Consider the following 16,224-nt stretch of genomic DNA (forward strand, 5'->3'; position numbering starts at 1 on the left):
GCGCGGGAGAGACGCAGACATCGACGCTCCAGAGCAACAGCATCACCGCGCAGAAGAGTCGACACCAAGTCCGGCTTCCAGCGATCGCCATGGATGGCGTACACGAGCTTACAAGGATGTACTTGCAGCGTGTCCCGCGAACCCACACACCCCCGACCAGCGCGGGAGAGACGCAGACATCGACGCTCCAGAGCAACAGCATCACCGCGCAGAAAGAGTCGACACCAACCTCGGCTTCTCGCGATACAGCGCCGGATACTGCTGCTTCAGTGCCGCCACCTTGGGCGCATCGTTGATCTGGATGTACTGCGATTCCGGATGCAGGGTGAGGTAGTTCTGGTGATAGCCCTCGGCGGGATAGAAACGCTTGCCGCCGTCGACCTGGGTAACCACCGGCGCCGCATACGCCTTGGCGCGCTGCAACTGGACGATATAGGCGCGCGTCGCGTCGCGTTGCGCGGCGTCATCGGCGTACACCGCAGAACGGTATTGGGTACCGCGATCCGGACCCTGCCGATTCAGCAGCGTCGGATCATGCACCACCGAGAAAAATACCTGCATCAGCTGCCCGTAGCTGACCTTCGACGGATCGTAGGTGACCTGCACCGCTTCGGCGTGCCCGGTGCCACCGCCGCCCACGCGCGGATAGCTGGCATCGGCGCCACTGCCACCGATGTAGCCGGACACCGCGTTGTCCACGCCATTGATGTGCTGGAACACCCCCTGCACACCCCAGAAACAACCGCCGGCGAATACCACCTGCGCACGCGTGCTGCCGGGTTGCTTGAAATCGGCACTGCCGCTGGGGGCAGGCACGGTGACCAGCGCCTGCGCCGGCGCGGCATGCACCGGGCCGTCCAGGCTGAGCACCGCCGTAACTGTCAGGGCCGCGATCACTGCGGCGATGCTGCCGGCAACCAGTTTGTCCATTGCGATCTTCATCGAAGGCCTCCAGGGCTCAACCGAACGTAAAGGCGTAGGCGTGCACACCCGGATCCAGGAACTCGATCTCGAAGGTCCGTTCGCGCACCTCGCCGGATTGGCGGATCAACTGATACAGACGATGCCCGCCCACCTGACCGCTGCCATCGGCCGACACATCGCCACCGGCGGCCGCACCCGGCGGCTGGCCATCGATGCGCACGCGGTAGCGTACCGGCCTGCCATCCACCGCCGGCGCCAGCACCAGGTGCAGGTCGCGGGCATGGAAGCGGAAGGCGATGCGGCCACCGACCGCGTCCAGCTGTGCGTCTTCATCGCCCACCGTCCAGCGACCGCCGAGCGCCCACTGGTTCAGCGCCAGCGTGGCCGGCACGGTGTAGTCGGCGGCGCGATCGGGCTGCTGCCCGCCGGGCGAGGCGAAGTTGTCCGCACGCGCATGGCCCAGGTAGGTCTCAGGCGATTTCAGGTTGCGCATGTCGGCCTGCTGCTCCACGCCGTCGCGCGGTGCCGCCGCGGCCATCGCCATGGCCTGCGCCGGTTCGTCGGGCAGCGTGTTGCCGGCCTCGCGCAGCAGTTGGCGGATGATCTGCTCGGACTGGGCGTAGTTGCCTTCGCCGAAGTGGTGCGCGCGGATACGGCCCTGTGCATCAATGAAGTAGTGCGCCGGCCAGTAGCGGTTGTTGAAGCCGCGCCAGATCGCGAACTCGTTGTCGATCGCCACCGGGTAGGTGACCTTCAGGTCCTTCACCGCGCCCTGCACGTTGCCCAGATTGCGCTCGAAGGCGAACTCCGGCGCATGCACGCCGATCACCACCAGCCCATGGTCGCGGTACCGTTCGGCCCACTCCCGCACATACGGCAGGGCCCGCAGGCAGTTGATGCAGGAGTAGGTCCAGAAATCGACCAGCACCACCTTGCCGCGCAGGCCTTCAACGCTCAACGGCGGGCTGTTGAGCCAGCCGGTGGCCCCGGCCAGCGAGGGCAGGGTGCCTTCCACCGGCAGTTCGCCGTTGGGCTGGCTGCTGGCCGTCGACATCGCCGCGCCCGCGGACGGCGACTGGCCGGGCAGCGTATCCAGCAGGCCCTGTTCGAGTCTGGCCGTGCTCACCGTGGACAAGCGCGTCAGCACGCCGGTGTCCCAGCCCATCGCGATTGCCACCACCGCCAGCAGCGCCGCCACGCCAAGGGCCCGACGGATCCACTCGCCCATGCCCAGACGCTGCTTGAGTGCGGCGAACAGGCGGCCGCCGATCCAGATCGCCAGCGCCAGCGAGGTCGCCGCGCCCAGCGCATAGGCCAGCAGCAGCCCACTGGTGCCTACGCTGGCGCCCTGCAGCGCCGCGCCGGTCAGGATCAGCCCCAGGATCGGCCCCGCGCACGGTGCCCACAGCAGGCCGGTGGCGATGCCGATCAGCAGCGAGGTGCCGACCCCGCCGCGTCCGGCATCGCTGGCCGCATCGGCCGAGGCGCTAAGGCGTGCGCCCAGGCGCTGGAACGGCGACAGCAGGCGATTGGCCAGCGAGGGCCACAACAGCGCCAGCGCGAACAGCGCCATCACCACCAGCGCGATCCAGCGCCCGATCTGGTTGGCCTGCGCCACCCACTGGCTGCCCACCGCCGCCAGGCTGGCGACCACCGCGAACATCAGCGTCATGCCCACCAGGAGCGGCAGGCCACTGCGCAGGAACGGACGGTTCGAGCGGGCGAACACGAAGGGCAACACCGGCAGGATGCACGGGCTGAGGATGGTGAGTACGCCGCCGAGGTAGGCCAGGACAAGCAGGAACATGGACAGATCCTTCCAGGATGCAGGGAGAAACGGCGCTCAGGCCGCGGTGAAATTCATCGCCACGCCGTTCATGCAGTAGCGCAGCCCGGTCGGGCGCGGACCGTCGTCGAACACGTGGCCAAGGTGGCCGCCGCAGCGCCGGCAATGCGCCTCGATGCGGATCATGCCCAGGGTGGTATCGCGGTCCTCGGCGACGGCGTCATGCAGCGGTGCCCAGAAGCTGGGCCAGCCGGTGCCGCTGTCGAACTTGGTGGACGAGGAGAACAGCGGCAACGCGCAGCCGGCGCAGTTGAACGTGCCGCGCCGGTGTTCCTTGTTGAGCGGGCTGCTGAACGGTCGTTCCGTGCTCTGCTGACGCAGCACCGCGTACTGCGCCGGGCTGAGCTGTTCGCGCCACTGCGCGTCGGTGCGCATCACCTCGAAACGGCGGGCCGGGGCGGCGGTCGCGGCCGGGGCCGGACCGCTGCATGCGGACAGGCCGAGCACGCCGGCAGCGGCCGCCAGGGTACCCATGCCAAGGACATTGCGACGGGAGTAACGCATGGCCGATCTCCAGGTCCGGGAACGATGGGGCCATGCTGCGCCCGGGCCGGTCAACGAATCCTCACGCAGGGTTAAATTTTCCGTGACACATTCGGGCCGCGATCCGTCGACAATGCCGCCATGCCTTCCTGCCGCCCCCACAGCCGATGAGCAGCGCCAAGCGTGTCCTGATCGTCGAAGACGATGTCCACATCGCCACCCTGCTGCGCATGCACCTGCGCGACGAGGGCTATGAGGTCACCCACGCCGCCACCGGCGACGAGGGCCTGGCCCTGCTGGAGGCGCAGCCGTGGAGCGCGCTGGTCCTGGACCTGATGCTGCCGGGCGTGGACGGCCTGGAAATCTGCAAGCGCGCCCGCGCGATGACGCGCTACACCCCGATCATCATCACCAGTGCGCGCGCCAGCGAAGTGCACCGCATCCTCGGCCTGGAACTGGGCGCGGACGACTACCTGGCCAAACCGTTCTCGATGCTGGAACTGGTGGCGCGGGTGAAAGCACTGCTGCGCCGCGTGGAAGCAATGGCGCAGAACGCGCGCATCGATGCCGGCGAACTGGACGTGGCCGGCATCCGCATCGATCCGGTGGCGCGCACCGCGCAGGTCGACGGGCGTGCGCTGGAACTGACCCCGCGCGAGTTCGACCTGCTGTACTTCTTCGCCCGCCACCCCGGCCAGGTGTACTCGCGCATGGACCTGCTCAACCAGGTCTGGGGCTACCAGCACGACGGCTACGAGCATACCGTCAACACCCACATCAACCGGCTGCGCAACAAGATCGAGCGCGACCCGGCCACCCCGCAGCGCATCCAGACGGTGTGGGGCCGGGGTTACAAGCTGGTTGGCGATGAAGGAGCGGCGGCGTGATCCGCCTGACCCTGTCCCAGCGCCTGTCGGTGGTGTTCTGCGCGCTGCTGCTGGTCTGCTGCGGCGCGTTGATGTGGATCCAGATGCGCAGCACCGCCATGCACGAGCAGGAAACCGTGCAGCGGCTGTCGCGCGGGCTGGCCGAACACATCGCGCGCAGCGGCGAGTTGATGGACGCGCGTGGCATGCGCGGTGGCGAAGTGCGCGCGCTGTTCGGCAAGCTGATGGCGGTCAATCCCAGTGTCGAGGTGTACCTGCTCGACGACCAGGGCCGTATCCTCGGCCACGACGCGCCCGATGGTCATCTCAAGCGCGACCGCGTGGACCTGGCGCCGGTCCGCGCGCTGCTGCGCGAGGAGCCGTTGCCGATCCTCGGTGACGACCCGCGCAGCGCGACCGGCCGCAAGGTGTTCAACGCCGCGCCGCTGTGGGTACAGGGACGCCAGGCGGGCTACATCTACGTGGTGCTGGTGGGCGAACAGCGCGAGGCACTGGCCGCCAACATCGCTGCCAACGCGACCCTGCGTACCACCTTGTGGTCGTTGGCGATCCTTGCCGCTGTCGGGCTGCTCGCCGGGGTGGTCGCGTTCCGCTGGGTCACCCGGCCGCTGCGCCAGCTGACCCGCCGCATCCAGGCGTTCGACGTGGATGCCGCCGGTGCCGGCACGCCGCTGCCGCCGACCCCGCTGCGTCCCGGCGAGCGCGACGAGCTGGCGATTCTGCAGCACAGCTTCGGGCACATGGGCCAGCGCCTGGGCGAGCAATGGCAGCAGCTGCGCGAACAGGACCTGCAGCGCCGCGAACTGGTGGCCAACATTTCCCACGACCTGCGCACGCCGCTGTCCTCGCTGCACGGCTACCTGGAAACGTTGGCCCTGAAGGACGCCACGCTGGGCGCCGACGAGCGCCAGCGCTACCTCGGCATCGCGCTGGCGCAGAGCCGCAAGGTCGGTGCGCTGGCGCAGGCGTTGTTCGAGCTGGCGCGGCTGGAACACGGCGCGGTCACCCTGGACCTGCAGGCGTTCTCGCTGCCGGACCTGGTCCAGGATGTGTTCCAGAAATTCGAACTGGCCGCGCAGGCACGCCGGCAGACGCTCAGCGCGGACATACCGCCTGGGTTGCCGGCGGTCGTGGCGGACCTGGCGTTGATCGAGCGCGTACTGACCAACCTGCTCGACAACGCCATCCGCCACACTCCCGAAGGCGGCCGCATCGAGGTGGTGCTGCGCGCGCAGGACGGCGAGGTGCAGGTCGCCATCGCCGACACCGGACCGGGTATCCCGCCCGAGCGCCGCGCCGGCCTGTTCAGTACGCCACCGGCGCTGGGCAGTGCGCGCCCGGACAGCGGCGGGCTCGGTCTATTGATCGTGCACCGCATCCTGCAATTGCACCACCGCGAGATTCGACTGATGGACAGCCGCGAAGGCGCGTTGTTCGTGTTCACGCTGCCGATGGCGGCGCGATGATGCCTGAGGCGTAGAGGCTGTGTTGGTGGCCTCGCCCGTCGGTAGAGCCGACCGTGGGTCGGCTGAGCGCGCCGCGTGATGGTGGTTTGCGTGGTCGGAGCCGGCCCATAGCCGCCATTCCCCTCAACACGATGTGGCGCGGTCTCCGTCCGCAGACGGGAAACCGTCCGTAGGTCGTGCGCAGGCCGCCCGGCGACCGCAACCCAGATGCTGCTTTAAAAAGCGCGACGCAAAAAAAGACCCGACAGAGGGAGGGTTCTGTCGGGCCTGGGATTGCGTGGGGGGAGGGACCCACGCAAATTCGATGTTGTGTCCGCTCAGCCGCGCGTCTTGCCTGCGTCGGGCGTGGCGGCCGCGAACGGCTGCCGGGCGAGTTCGCCAAAGGCCACGGAGGCCTTCAACCCGAGCCCCAGCACTTCCTGGTTGGCACGGGTCCAACGGTCGAGATTGTCGCGGGCCAGCTGCGCACCCTTGGGCAGCAGCGTATCCGGTTGCCGTGACTGCACGATGTCACCGAAGAACCCGCTGGTGGCGGTGATGTTCTTCTCCAGCGTCTTCAACTGCACCCCGAACATGCTTTCGGCATTTTCCAGGGCGAGCCGATTGGCACGCGTGGCCGTGGCGGCCAACTGGCGGGTGTAGGCGCTGAAGGAATCGGTGAACGCGGACGTCATGGCAGGACGGCTCGAGAACGTTGATGCAATGCAGCATACGCCGAAAATATTGCATTGCAACAACTTGTTGCCAGTTGTGGTCCGGTATCGATTAAACCTGGTTTAGATCAATGGGTTGCGCGAGTTATTCGCCCGAGTCATCGGGCTGGGTCGCCGGCCAACGGCCGGCACTACCTGATCCGTGCCGGGATGCGCCTGGGTGGCTCAACCGCGATAGCGGCAGCCGGAGGTGCAGGTTTCGTGCACGGTGACTTCGCTCAGCTGCGGCAGCGCCGGCTTGAGCTCGTCCCAGATCCAGATCGCCAGCCGTTCGCTGGTCGGATTCTCCAGGCCCGGAATGTCATTGAGGTAGTGGTGGTCCAGGCGGTCGTAGATCGGCTGGAAGGCCGCTTTGACGTCGCCGAAATCCATGATCCAGCCGCTGTGCTCGCCCGGCTCGCCTTCGACTTTGAGCTCCACCCGGAACGAGTGCCCGTGCAGGCGCGCGCACTTGTGGCCCGGCGGCACGTTGGGGAGGAGGTGGGCGGCCTCGAGGGTAAAGACTTTGAAGATTTCCATCCTGCCATTGTAGCGGCCGGCCGCCACCGCGGTGGGTTGGAACCGGCCTTGTTCGTGAAGGCAATCTTTCCATCCGGATGAAGAGATGTTAGCTTCTCTTATATCCGTATGAAGAGATGTTATTGGCCGGTTCATCGCCAGGCATGGATTACTGCGGAACTCGTCGTCCACCACCCCACTGAAGTTCATGCCCAAGCACACCCTTCTTGTAGCGGCGCTTTCCGCCGCTCTGGCTACGCCTTTGCCTGCGTTTGCCGATACCGCCGCCGATGCAACCGCCGATGCCGCCGGCGACAGCAAGACCCTTGCCGCCGTGCGGGTCACCGGTTCCAACATCAAACGCACCGATACCGAGTCGGCCAACCCGGTCCAGGTGATCGGCCGCCAGCAGCTGGAAGAGACCGGCAAGGCCACCGTCGCCGACCTGCTGCGCTCGATCTCGGCCAACACCGGCAACGCCAACAACGAAACCACCAACAACGGCTGGGCCTCCGGTTCGGCCGGCATCGGCCTGCGCGGGTTGTCGCAGAAGAACACGCTGGTACTGCTCAACGGCCGCCGCCTGGCCAACTACGGCTTCCCGGCCGGCGGCCTGTCGGACACCTTCGTCAACCTCAACGCGCTGCCGCTGGTGGCCGTCGAACGCATCGAAGTGCTCAAGGACGGCGCTTCGGCGGTGTACGGCTCCGACGCGGTGGCCGGCGTGGTCAACATCATCACCCGGCAGAATTTCCAGGGCGCCGAACTCGGTGGCAGCCTGGGCACCGCCGACCAGGGCGGGCTGGACGAGCAGACGCTCAAGTTCATTGGTGGCATCGGTGACCTGGATACCGACGGCTACAACATCCTGGTCAGCCTGGAAGGCTACAACCGCGAGCGTCTGGACCAGGACCAGCGCGACTTGACCAAGTCCGGCATCTACACCGACAAGCCCGGCGGACGCTGGAACGGCTGGTCGGCCAAGGGCGCGCGCTACCTGGTCAATGGCACCTCGGTGCCGATGCTCGATGCCAGCGGCAACTGCCCGCAAGGCACCACGCTGGTGGCGAGCGCGCCCATCGACGGCCTGGCCGGCAACACCTGCGGCTTCAACGAGGCCCCGTACACCACGCTGATTCCCTCGACCAAGCGCTACCAGGCTTACGTCAACGGCACCTTCCGGGTGAACGACAACGTCGAGGCCTTCGGCGAAGTGCTCTACAGCGACATCAAGGGCGTGTCCTGGTTCGGCAGCAGCCCGTTCTTCACCCTGGAGAGCGGCCGTTTCGCGCTCAACGCCGATACCGGCCTGGCCGAACCGGTCTCCTCCAACCTGCCGGCCAGCAGCCCGTACAACCCGTATGGCCGCGCGGTGCCGATCGAATACACGTTCTTCAACCTCGGCGCGACCATCAAGACCAACCGCTCGCAGGCGTACCGCGGCCTGGTTGGCCTGCGCGGCAGCCTGCAGAACTGGGACTGGGAAGTGGGCGCGTTCGGTGCCCGCAGCAGCGAGCGCGAAACCGTGTCCGGCGGCTTTGCCAACCGCTACGCACTGGCCGATGCGCTGGCCAGCGGCAGCTACAACCTGCTCAACCCGGCGGCGACGTCGCCGGAAGTGCTCAACGCGATCAACATCAGCACGCTGCGTCCGGCCGAGTCGGTGCTGCAGGGCGTGGACGCCAAGATCTCCGGTGCGCTCGGCCATACCTGGGCCGGTGAGATCGGCTTCGCCGCCGGTGCCGAGTGGCGCCGCGAGAAGCTGGACTCCAACAACCCGTGGCAGATCGATGCCGGCCTGCAGATCCGCCCGGCGATTGCCGAAGTGCATGGCGAGCGCAAGGTCACCGCCGCCTACGCCGAAGTCAACGTGCCACTGGCCGAGCGCCTGGAGCTGCAGGCGGCCGCACGTGCCGACCACTACAGCGATTTCGGCGATGCGTTCTCGCCCAAGCTGAGCCTGCGCTGGCAGCCGTGGGACATCCTGCTGGTGCGTGCGGCGGCCTCCAAGGGCTTCCGCGCGCCGTCGCTGTCGGAGAATTCCAACAGCACCAGCATCGCCTACGGCAGCGTGATCGACCCGCGCGATCCGGACGTGCCCGGCTCGCGGCAGAACCCGACCTTCTTCACCGTCGGCAACAACGACCTCAAGCCGGAGCGCACCAGAAGCTTCAACGCCGGCATCGTGCTGTCGCCATGGTCCAACACCAGCCTGAGCGTGGACTACTACCGCATCGAGCTGGAAAACCTGGTGGGCACCAACAACACCCAGACCCTGGTCACCGACAACGTGCCCGGTGCGGTGCTGCGCGATGAGCGCGGCAAGCTGCTGGCGGTCTACAACCGCTACCAGAACCTGAGCGAACTGAAGACCTCCGGCTTCGACGTGGAACTGCGCCAGCGCTTCCCGACCGACCGCGCCGGCGACTTCACCCTCAGCAGCGCTTTCACCCACGTGCGCGACTACAGCCGCCCGACCGTGGTCGGTGGCCCGCTGGTGGATTACGCCGGCAGCAACCTCGGCGCGACCCTGCCCAAGAACAAGGCGACCACCACCTTCGACTGGAGCTACGGCGATTTCCGCACCGCACTGACCTGGTACTACACCAGCGGCTACGACCAGAAGGCCAGCGCGGCCGCCACCGCCGTGCAGGACCGCGTGGATTCCTACAGCCAGTTCGATCTCTACCTGGGCTACACCGGCATCGACAAACTCACCCTGTACGCCAAGATCCAGAACCTGGCAGACGAGGAACCGCCCTACGACGCGTCCTTCCCCGGCATCCGCGCGCCGTACGACTTCAGCCAGTACGACCTGCGCGGGCGCTACTTCACCGTCGGCTTCGACTACCGCTTCTAAACCACCTTTGTATCCAACGGGGCCGGCATCGCCGCCGGCCCCCGCTTCATGGGGAACTGCTGTGTCTTTGCATCGTGTCGTGTCACGTCCCATCACCTGGCTGGTGGGCGCGTTGTGGTTGCTGGCAGCGCCGGCGTTCGCGCAGAGCGCGTACTTCTTTCCGCAGGGCGGCGATTTCGATCCGTCCATTCCCACCCCGCAGCAGTTCCTCGGCTACGAGATCGGCAGCCGCTACACCCGCCACGATCAGCTGGTGGCCTATTTCGAGGAACTGGCCAGGCACTCGGACAAGATCAAGGTCGAGCGCATCGGCAGCAGTTACGAAGGCCGTCCGCTGCTGATCGCCACGGTCACCTCGGCGCAGAACCAGCAGCAGCTGGACGCCCTGCGCCGCCAGCACGTCACCCTGGCCGATCCGGCGCAGCCGTTGAGTGCGGCCGGCAGCAGCCCGGTGGTGGTGTGGCTGGGTTACAGCGTGCATGGCAATGAAACCTCCAGCGGCGAAGCCGCACTGCTGACCGCCTACTACCTGGTGGCCAACCGCAGCGCCGACACCGCGCAGTGGCTGCAGCAGGCGGTGGTACTGTTCGACCCGGCGCAGAACCCGGACGGGCGCGACCGCGCGGCCAGCTGGCACAACGCGTATGCGTCCTCGCCGGCGTCCGCCGATCCGGCCGACAAGGAACACGTCGAGCCGTTCCCGCAGGGCCGCACCAACCACTATTTCACCGACCTCAACCGCGACTGGCTGGCCCTCACCCAGCAGGACACGCGGCCGAAGATCGCGTATTTCCACCAGTGGTACCCCAACGTCCAGATCGACTTCCACGAAATGGGCAAGGACAGCACCTACTACTTCGAGCCGTCGCCGGCGAGCATGCACAGCCCGCTGATTCCGGCAGCGTCGTATGAATTCAACAAGACCCTGGCCAAGTACCACGCGCAGGCACTGGATGCGCTGGGCTCGCTGTATTACACCGGGGAAAACTTCGACAACTTCTCGCCGGTGTACGGCTCGACCTATCCGGACTTCCACGGTGCGGTCGGGGTGACCGTCGAGCAGGCCAGCTCGCGTGGCCGCGTGCAGGAATCGGCCAACGGGCTGCTGACGTTCCCCTTCACCATCCGCAACCAGGTCGCCACCGGCCTGGGTACGATCCGCGGCGCGGTGACCGAGCGCGATGGGCTGCGCAAGCTGCAGAAGGACTTCTTCCAGTCCGCGTTGAAGCAGGCCAGCCATCAGCCGATCAAGGCATTCGTATTCGGCGATGCGCATGACCCCGGTCTGACCGCCAAGCTGCTGGACCTGCTGCTGCAGCACCAGATCACCGTGCAGGCGCTGGATGCAGCGGTCACCGTCGACGGCCAGCGCTTCGAACCGGGCAGTGCCTACGTGGTGCCCACCGCGCAGCCGCAATTCCGCCTGGTCCATTCGATCTTTGCCGACACCCCGCCGATCAAGGGCGACGTCTTCTACGGCAGCACCTCCTACGCGATCGCACCGGCCTACGGCGTGGCGTTTGCCGGCAGCCGCAGCCGCATTGCCGGTGGCGCACGCATTGCCGCGCTGGCGCCTGCGCAGGGCGGTGTGGTCGGCGGCCAGGCCGGCTTTGCCTATGTGCTGGACTGGCGCGACTACAACGCCAGCCGCGCGCTGTACGCCCTGCAGGCGCGGGCCCTGGCCACGCGCGCTGCGTTCCAGCCGTTCACCGCCGCCACTGCCGAGGGCGAGCAATCGTTCGCGCGTGGCAGCGTGGTGATCCCGGTCGCCGGCCAGCCGTTGTCCGGTGCGGCATTGCTCGCCGCCGTGGACGAGGCCGCCCGCAGCAGTGGCGTGCGCGTGCACGCCCTGGCCAGCGGCCAGAGCCGCGGCGGTATCGATCTGGGCAGCGACAGCGTCAAGGCGCTGCGCAAGCCGGCGGTAGCCCTGGTGATGGGCGAGGGCGTCAGCGCCACCGAGATCGGCTCGGCGTGGTTCCTGCTGGACCAGCAGGTGCAGCTGCCCGCCAGCAAGCTCGACCCGGCACAGCTGGGCAAAGTGAGCCTGGACCGCTACACCACGATCGTATTGGCCGGTGGCACCTACGCCGGCGTGGACGCCACGGCGGTGGCCGCGCTCAAGCGCTGGATCAACGCCGGTGGCTCGCTGGTCACCTACGGCACCGCCGCGCGCTGGGCGATCGAACAGAAGCTGGCCGACGAAGTGCTGGGCGAGGAAGAGAAGGCCCCCGATGCCGCGCGCCGTGCCTTCGGCGACCAGCGCGACATCGCCGCGATCGAGCGGGTCAGCGGCAATATCCTCAGTGCCGATGTGGACACCAGCCATCCGCTCGGCTTCGGCCTGCCGCGCGCGCAGCTGGCCATCAACAAGGAAAACGGCATCAGCTTCAAGCCGAGCCGCAATCCGTTCTCCACGGTCGTACGCGTGGACGAGACGCCGCGCGTCAATGGTTACCTGTCCGAGAGCAACCGCAACCGCGTGGCGGGCGCGGCGTGGTTGCTGGTGTCGCCGCAGGGGCAGGGCAACGTGGTGCTGTTCGCCGACGATCCGGCCCACCGCAAGTATTGGCACGGCACCGAGCGGCTGCTGTTGAACGCGATCTTCTTCGGCAACCAGCTCAACCCGAGCAAGCCGCGCGGGTGACGCAACGGCCGCCATCGTAAGGCAACAGTGGCCCCACGGCCCGGATGCAAACCCAAAAAAAAGGGCGACGCAGATGCGTCGCCCTTTTCAATTCAACCGGTCCGCGAACGGATCAGCTGGCGCGACCGCCGCCGCCACCCTGGCTGCGGCCACCACCGGCATTGCCACCGCCACGGCGCTGGCCCTGCGGCTGGCCACCGCGCGGGGCACCGCGACCGGCGCCATCACGCTGACCGCCACCGGCCTTCTTCGGGCCGGCATGGGCGTGGCGCGGCGCCTCGGCGTGCGGGCGACGTGCGTGCTTGCGCGGCGAACGATCGCCACCCGGCAGCTCGGCCTTGCCCGGCGCGCTGTTGCCCCAGCGGATCGGGGTCTGCGGCTCGAAGCCCGGCACATCGCGGATGTCCATGTCCTTGTCCAGCAGGCGCACGATCTGGCGCAGCAGCTTGGCTTCGTCCTGCGCCACCAGCGAAATCGCCTGGCCGGTTGCACCGTTGCGGCCGGTGCGGCCGATGCGGTGCACGTAATCCTCGGCGACCATCGGCAGGTCGTAGTTGATGACCTTCGGCAGCTCGTTGATGTCGATGCCGCGCGCGGCGATGTCGGTAGCCACCAGCACGGTCACGCGACCGGCCTTGAAGTCGCCCAGTGCGCGCAGGCGCTGGCCCTGGCTCTTGTTGCCGTGGATCGCCGCGGTCTTGATGCCGGACTTGTCCAGGAACATGGCCAGCTTGTCGCAGCCATGCTTGGTACGGCCGAACACCAGGGTCTGCTCACGGCTGTCCTGGGCCAGCAGGTGCAGCAGCAGCTCGCGCTTGCGCGGGCCATCGACCGGGTGCACGCGGTGGCTGATGTTCTCGGCAACGGTGTTCTTCGGCGTGACCTGGATCTGCTCCGGGTTGCGCATGAATTCCAGCGCCAGCTGCTTGATGCTCTCTTCGAAGGTCGCCGAGAACAACAGGGTCTGGCGGTTCTGGCGCGGCAGCTTGGCGAGGATCTTCTTGATCGACGGCAGGAAGCCCATGTCGAGCATGCGGTCGGCTTCGTCCAGCACCAGGATCTCGATGCCGGACAGGTCGACGCTGCGACGCTCGATATGGTCGATCAGGCGACCCGGGCAGGCCACCAGCAGGTCCACGCCACGGCGCAGCACGTCGAACTGGTTGCCCATGCCGACGCCGCCGTAGATGCAGGCGCTCGGGATGCGCAGGTACTTGCTGTAACCGCGCAGGCTGTCATGCACCTGGGTGGCCAGCTCGCGGGTGGGGGCCAGCACCAGCGCACGCGGGCGGCGCGGGCCATCGACGGCCTGCGGGTTGGTGCCCAGGTGCTGCAGCAGCGGCAGGCCGAACGCGGCGGTCTTGCCGGTACCGGTCTGTGCGCCGGCCAGCAGGTCGCGGCCTTCCAGGGCGAGCGGGATGGCCTGCTCCTGGATCGGGGTGGGGGTATCGTAGCCCTGCTCGGCCAACGCGCGCAGCAGGAACGGGGCAAGGCCCAAGGATTCAAAAGACATCGGGTGGAAGCTCCAAAGACAAGGTAACGCCAGGCCGAATGGCCGGACGCGAGGCAGATCAAGGTGATCGGCTGACTCGGAGCGTTCCCGTAAACCGCGCTGCGAGAATTGGGTGCAGCCGGCGCGGTGCGCAGACTGGTATGCATGACGAATGGCGTCGGAGTGGGGGCGGGCGACGGATCGATGATCCATATCGCCGGCGATCCCGAAGGGAAACGGACGGCCGCTGCAGACCGGCATAGTCTAGCGGATAGTTGAGATCCATACCAAATCTCCCTGTTCAGTTTGGGCAGGGATTGCCCAATGGCCCCGACGCGGACCGTAGATCCACGCCATGCGTGGATGCTCTCCACGCCATGCGTGGATGCTCTCCTCCCGGGTCCGACCCGTTCCGGCCCTGCCGGGCGTCCATCCCCGGAGGCTGGCCCGAGTACCTGTTCAACGCCGGGCAGCGCCCAGCACGGCGCCGGACCATCTTCCGAGGGTCAGCCGCCTGGCGCGCATCTCCACGCATGGCGTGGATCCACCGGCAGTGCCACAGGGTCCCCCGCGCCGCGACGGAGCTGGTCGCCGGTAACGTCAAGGATGCTTTAGGGTGGGCGATGCGGCGGTGCAGCTGGTGGCCCGGTCGCGCATTTGATTACACTTGAAACCTATTTTCGCGATTCCGGATACCCACCCATGAAGCTTGGTTCTTTGAAGGAAGGCGGCCGCGACGGCACCCTGATCGTGGTCTCGCGCGACCTGCGCCATGGCGTGCGCGCCACCGGCATCGCCACCACGCTGCAGCAGGCGCTGGAAGACTGGTCGCACCTGGCGCCGCGCCTCAACGCACTGTACGAGTCGCTCAACGACGGCAGCGCCGACGGCGTGTTCGACATCGACCTGCAGGCACTGGCCGCGCCGCTGCCGCGTGCCTATGAATTCGTCGATGGCAGTGCCTACCTGCCGCACGTGGCGCGGGTGCGCCGTGCGCGGGGCGCCGAAGTGCCGGAGAGCTTCTACACCGACCCGCTGATGTACCAGGCCACCAGCGCCGGCTTCTACGGCCCGCGCGATGCGGTCAAGGTGGTCAGCGAGGACTACGGGATCGACCTGGAAGCAGAGATCGTGGTGATCACCGACGACGTGCCGATGGCGGTGACCCCGGAACAGGCGGCCGGCCACATCCAGCTGGTCGGGCTGGTCAACGACGTCTCGCTGCGCAACCTGATTCCCGGCGAGCTGGCCAAGGGCTTCGGGTTCCTGCAGTCCAAGCCGCGCTCGGCGCTGTCGCCGGTATTCGTCACCCCCGACGAGCTGGGCGATGCGTGGCAGGACAGCAAGGTTCACCTGCCGCTGCTCACCCATATCAACGGCGCCTGGTTCGGCGCGCCGGAAGCCGGCGTGGACATGCAGTTCAACTTCGCCCAGCTGGTCGCGCACGCGGCCAGGACCCGTCCGCTGGGTGCCGGTGCGATCGTCGGCTCGGGCACCATCGCCAACGAGGACACCAGCAAGGGCGCGTCCTGCTTCGCCGAACAGCGCACGGTGGAAACCCTGCGCGACGGCAAGCCGAGCACGCCGTTCATGTCCTTCGGCGACGTGGTCCGGATCGAGATGCTCGACGCGGCCGGCGAGAGCATCTTCGGGGCGATCGAGCAGCGCATCGAACAGGCCGCCAAGCCCTGAACGCTGCCGCCGCCACCGACGAGAGCGCCATCGAACTGTTCAGCTACTGGCGGTCCAGCGCAGCCTATCGCGTGCGGATCGGGTTGAACCTCAAGCAGCTGCCGCACCGGCTCACCCCGGTGCACCTGGTGCGCGACGGCGGCCAGCAGCACAGCGCGGCCTACGCCGCGCTCAACCCGCAGGAACTGGTACCCACGCTGTGCCATGACGGCCAGGTGCTGCACCAGTCGATGGCGATCCTGGAATACCTGGACGAGCTGTTCCCGCTGCCGGCGCTGCTGCCCGACGATGCGGCCGGGCGCGCGCGGGTGCGGGCGCTGGCACAGCTGGTGGCGTGCGATGTGCATCCGCTCAACAACCTGCGGGTGATGCAGTTCTTCAGCGACACCTGGAACGTGCCGCAGGTCGAGCGCGATGACTGGACCCGGCACTGGATGCGGGTGGGGTTCGACGCGATGGAACGCATGCTGGTCGAATCGGTCGATACCGGCCGTTTCTGCCATGGCGACAGCCCGAGCCTGGCCGACTGCTGCCTGGTCCCGCAGCTGTACAACGCGCGCCGCTTCAACCTGGACCTGGAGCCGTACCCGACCCTGGTCCGGATCGACGCGGCGTGCCTGGCGTTGCCGGCGTTCGACGCGGCGCGCCCGGAAAACCAGATCGACGCCGCCTGACCGGCGGCAACGGGCGCGCTTGTGCCGGCCGTTGGCCGGCTCGTC

12 protein-coding genes are annotated in these 16,224 nt (G+C 67.5%); 6 read left to right on the forward strand and 6 right to left on the reverse strand.

Annotated elements, in window-relative coordinates:
• Positions 1-201: 201 nt before the first annotated feature.
• Genes msrA through msrB form a run of 3 tightly spaced genes read right to left on the reverse strand, consistent with a single transcriptional unit; the run spans position 202 to position 3,274 of the window.
• On the reverse strand, positions 202-942 hold the full coding sequence (gene msrA / locus RTO53_RS07590) for a peptide-methionine (S)-S-oxide reductase MsrA (protein ID WP_312237208.1): 741 nt from the start codon (positions 940-942) through the stop codon (positions 202-204).
• A 16-nt stretch (positions 943-958) separates the two neighbouring features.
• On the reverse strand, positions 959-2,731 hold the full coding sequence (locus RTO53_RS07595; protein WP_312237209.1) for a cytochrome c biogenesis protein DipZ: 1,773 nt from the start codon (positions 2,729-2,731) through the stop codon (positions 959-961).
• A 36-nt stretch (positions 2,732-2,767) separates the two neighbouring features.
• On the reverse strand, positions 2,768-3,274 hold the full coding sequence (gene msrB / locus RTO53_RS07600; RefSeq protein ID WP_312237210.1) for a peptide-methionine (R)-S-oxide reductase MsrB: 507 nt from the start codon (positions 3,272-3,274) through the stop codon (positions 2,768-2,770).
• A gap of 146 nt (positions 3,275-3,420) precedes the next feature.
• Between msrB and RTO53_RS07605 the strand changes: the two genes are divergently transcribed.
• Entirely contained in the window at positions 3,421-4,140 is a 720-nt protein-coding gene (locus RTO53_RS07605) for a response regulator transcription factor (protein ID WP_312237211.1), read from the forward strand.
• On the forward strand, positions 4,137-5,606 hold the full coding sequence (locus RTO53_RS07610; protein WP_312237212.1) for a HAMP domain-containing sensor histidine kinase: 1,470 nt from the start codon (positions 4,137-4,139) through the stop codon (positions 5,604-5,606). The genes RTO53_RS07605 and RTO53_RS07610 overlap by 4 nt, the downstream gene beginning before the upstream one ends.
• Positions 5,607-5,923: 317 nt before the next feature.
• On the opposite strand, the gene RTO53_RS07615 is transcribed toward RTO53_RS07610, so the two are convergent.
• Both RTO53_RS07615 and queD read right to left on the reverse strand, forming a co-directional pair.
• The gene (locus tag RTO53_RS07615) at positions 5,924-6,280 is read right to left on the reverse strand and encodes a phasin family protein (protein WP_312237213.1); all 357 of its coding nucleotides are present in this window, start codon (positions 6,278-6,280) and stop codon (positions 5,924-5,926) included.
• Between the two features lie 204 nt (positions 6,281-6,484).
• A complete protein-coding gene (gene queD, locus RTO53_RS07620) occupies positions 6,485-6,838 on the reverse strand; it encodes a 6-carboxytetrahydropterin synthase QueD (RefSeq protein ID WP_312237236.1) in 354 nt (117 codons plus the stop codon).
• 187 nt (positions 6,839-7,025) lie between these two features.
• On the opposite strand from queD, the gene RTO53_RS07625 reads away from it, so the two are divergent.
• Positions 7,026-9,677: a TonB-dependent receptor gene (locus RTO53_RS07625; RefSeq protein WP_312237214.1), complete on the forward strand. Its 2,652-nt coding sequence runs from the start codon at positions 7,026-7,028 to the stop codon at positions 9,675-9,677.
• A 79-nt stretch (positions 9,678-9,756) separates the two neighbouring features.
• Positions 9,757-12,321 carry a M14 family zinc carboxypeptidase gene (locus RTO53_RS07630; protein ID WP_312237215.1) on the forward strand — a complete coding sequence of 855 codons (2,565 nt, stop codon included), beginning with the start codon at positions 9,757-9,759 and terminating at the stop codon, positions 12,319-12,321.
• A 112-nt stretch (positions 12,322-12,433) separates the two neighbouring features.
• Here RTO53_RS07630 and RTO53_RS07635 read toward each other — a convergent pair whose 3' ends face one another.
• Positions 12,434-13,834: a DEAD/DEAH box helicase gene (locus tag RTO53_RS07635; protein ID WP_312237216.1), complete on the reverse strand. Its 1,401-nt coding sequence runs from the start codon at positions 13,832-13,834 to the stop codon at positions 12,434-12,436.
• 681 nt (positions 13,835-14,515) lie between these two features.
• Here RTO53_RS07635 and RTO53_RS07640 point away from each other — a divergent pair.
• The gene (locus tag RTO53_RS07640; protein ID WP_312237217.1) at positions 14,516-15,505 is read left to right on the forward strand and encodes a fumarylacetoacetate hydrolase family protein; all 990 of its coding nucleotides are present in this window, start codon (positions 14,516-14,518) and stop codon (positions 15,503-15,505) included.
• 29 nt (positions 15,506-15,534) lie between these two features.
• Entirely contained in the window at positions 15,535-16,179 is a 645-nt protein-coding gene (gene maiA / locus RTO53_RS07645) for a maleylacetoacetate isomerase (RefSeq protein WP_312237237.1), read from the forward strand.
• Positions 16,180-16,224: the final 45 nt, after the last annotated feature.

The sequence above is a fragment of the Stenotrophomonas sp. genome (assembly GCF_031995405.1).
Lineage (GTDB): Bacteria > Pseudomonadota > Gammaproteobacteria > Xanthomonadales > Xanthomonadaceae > Stenotrophomonas.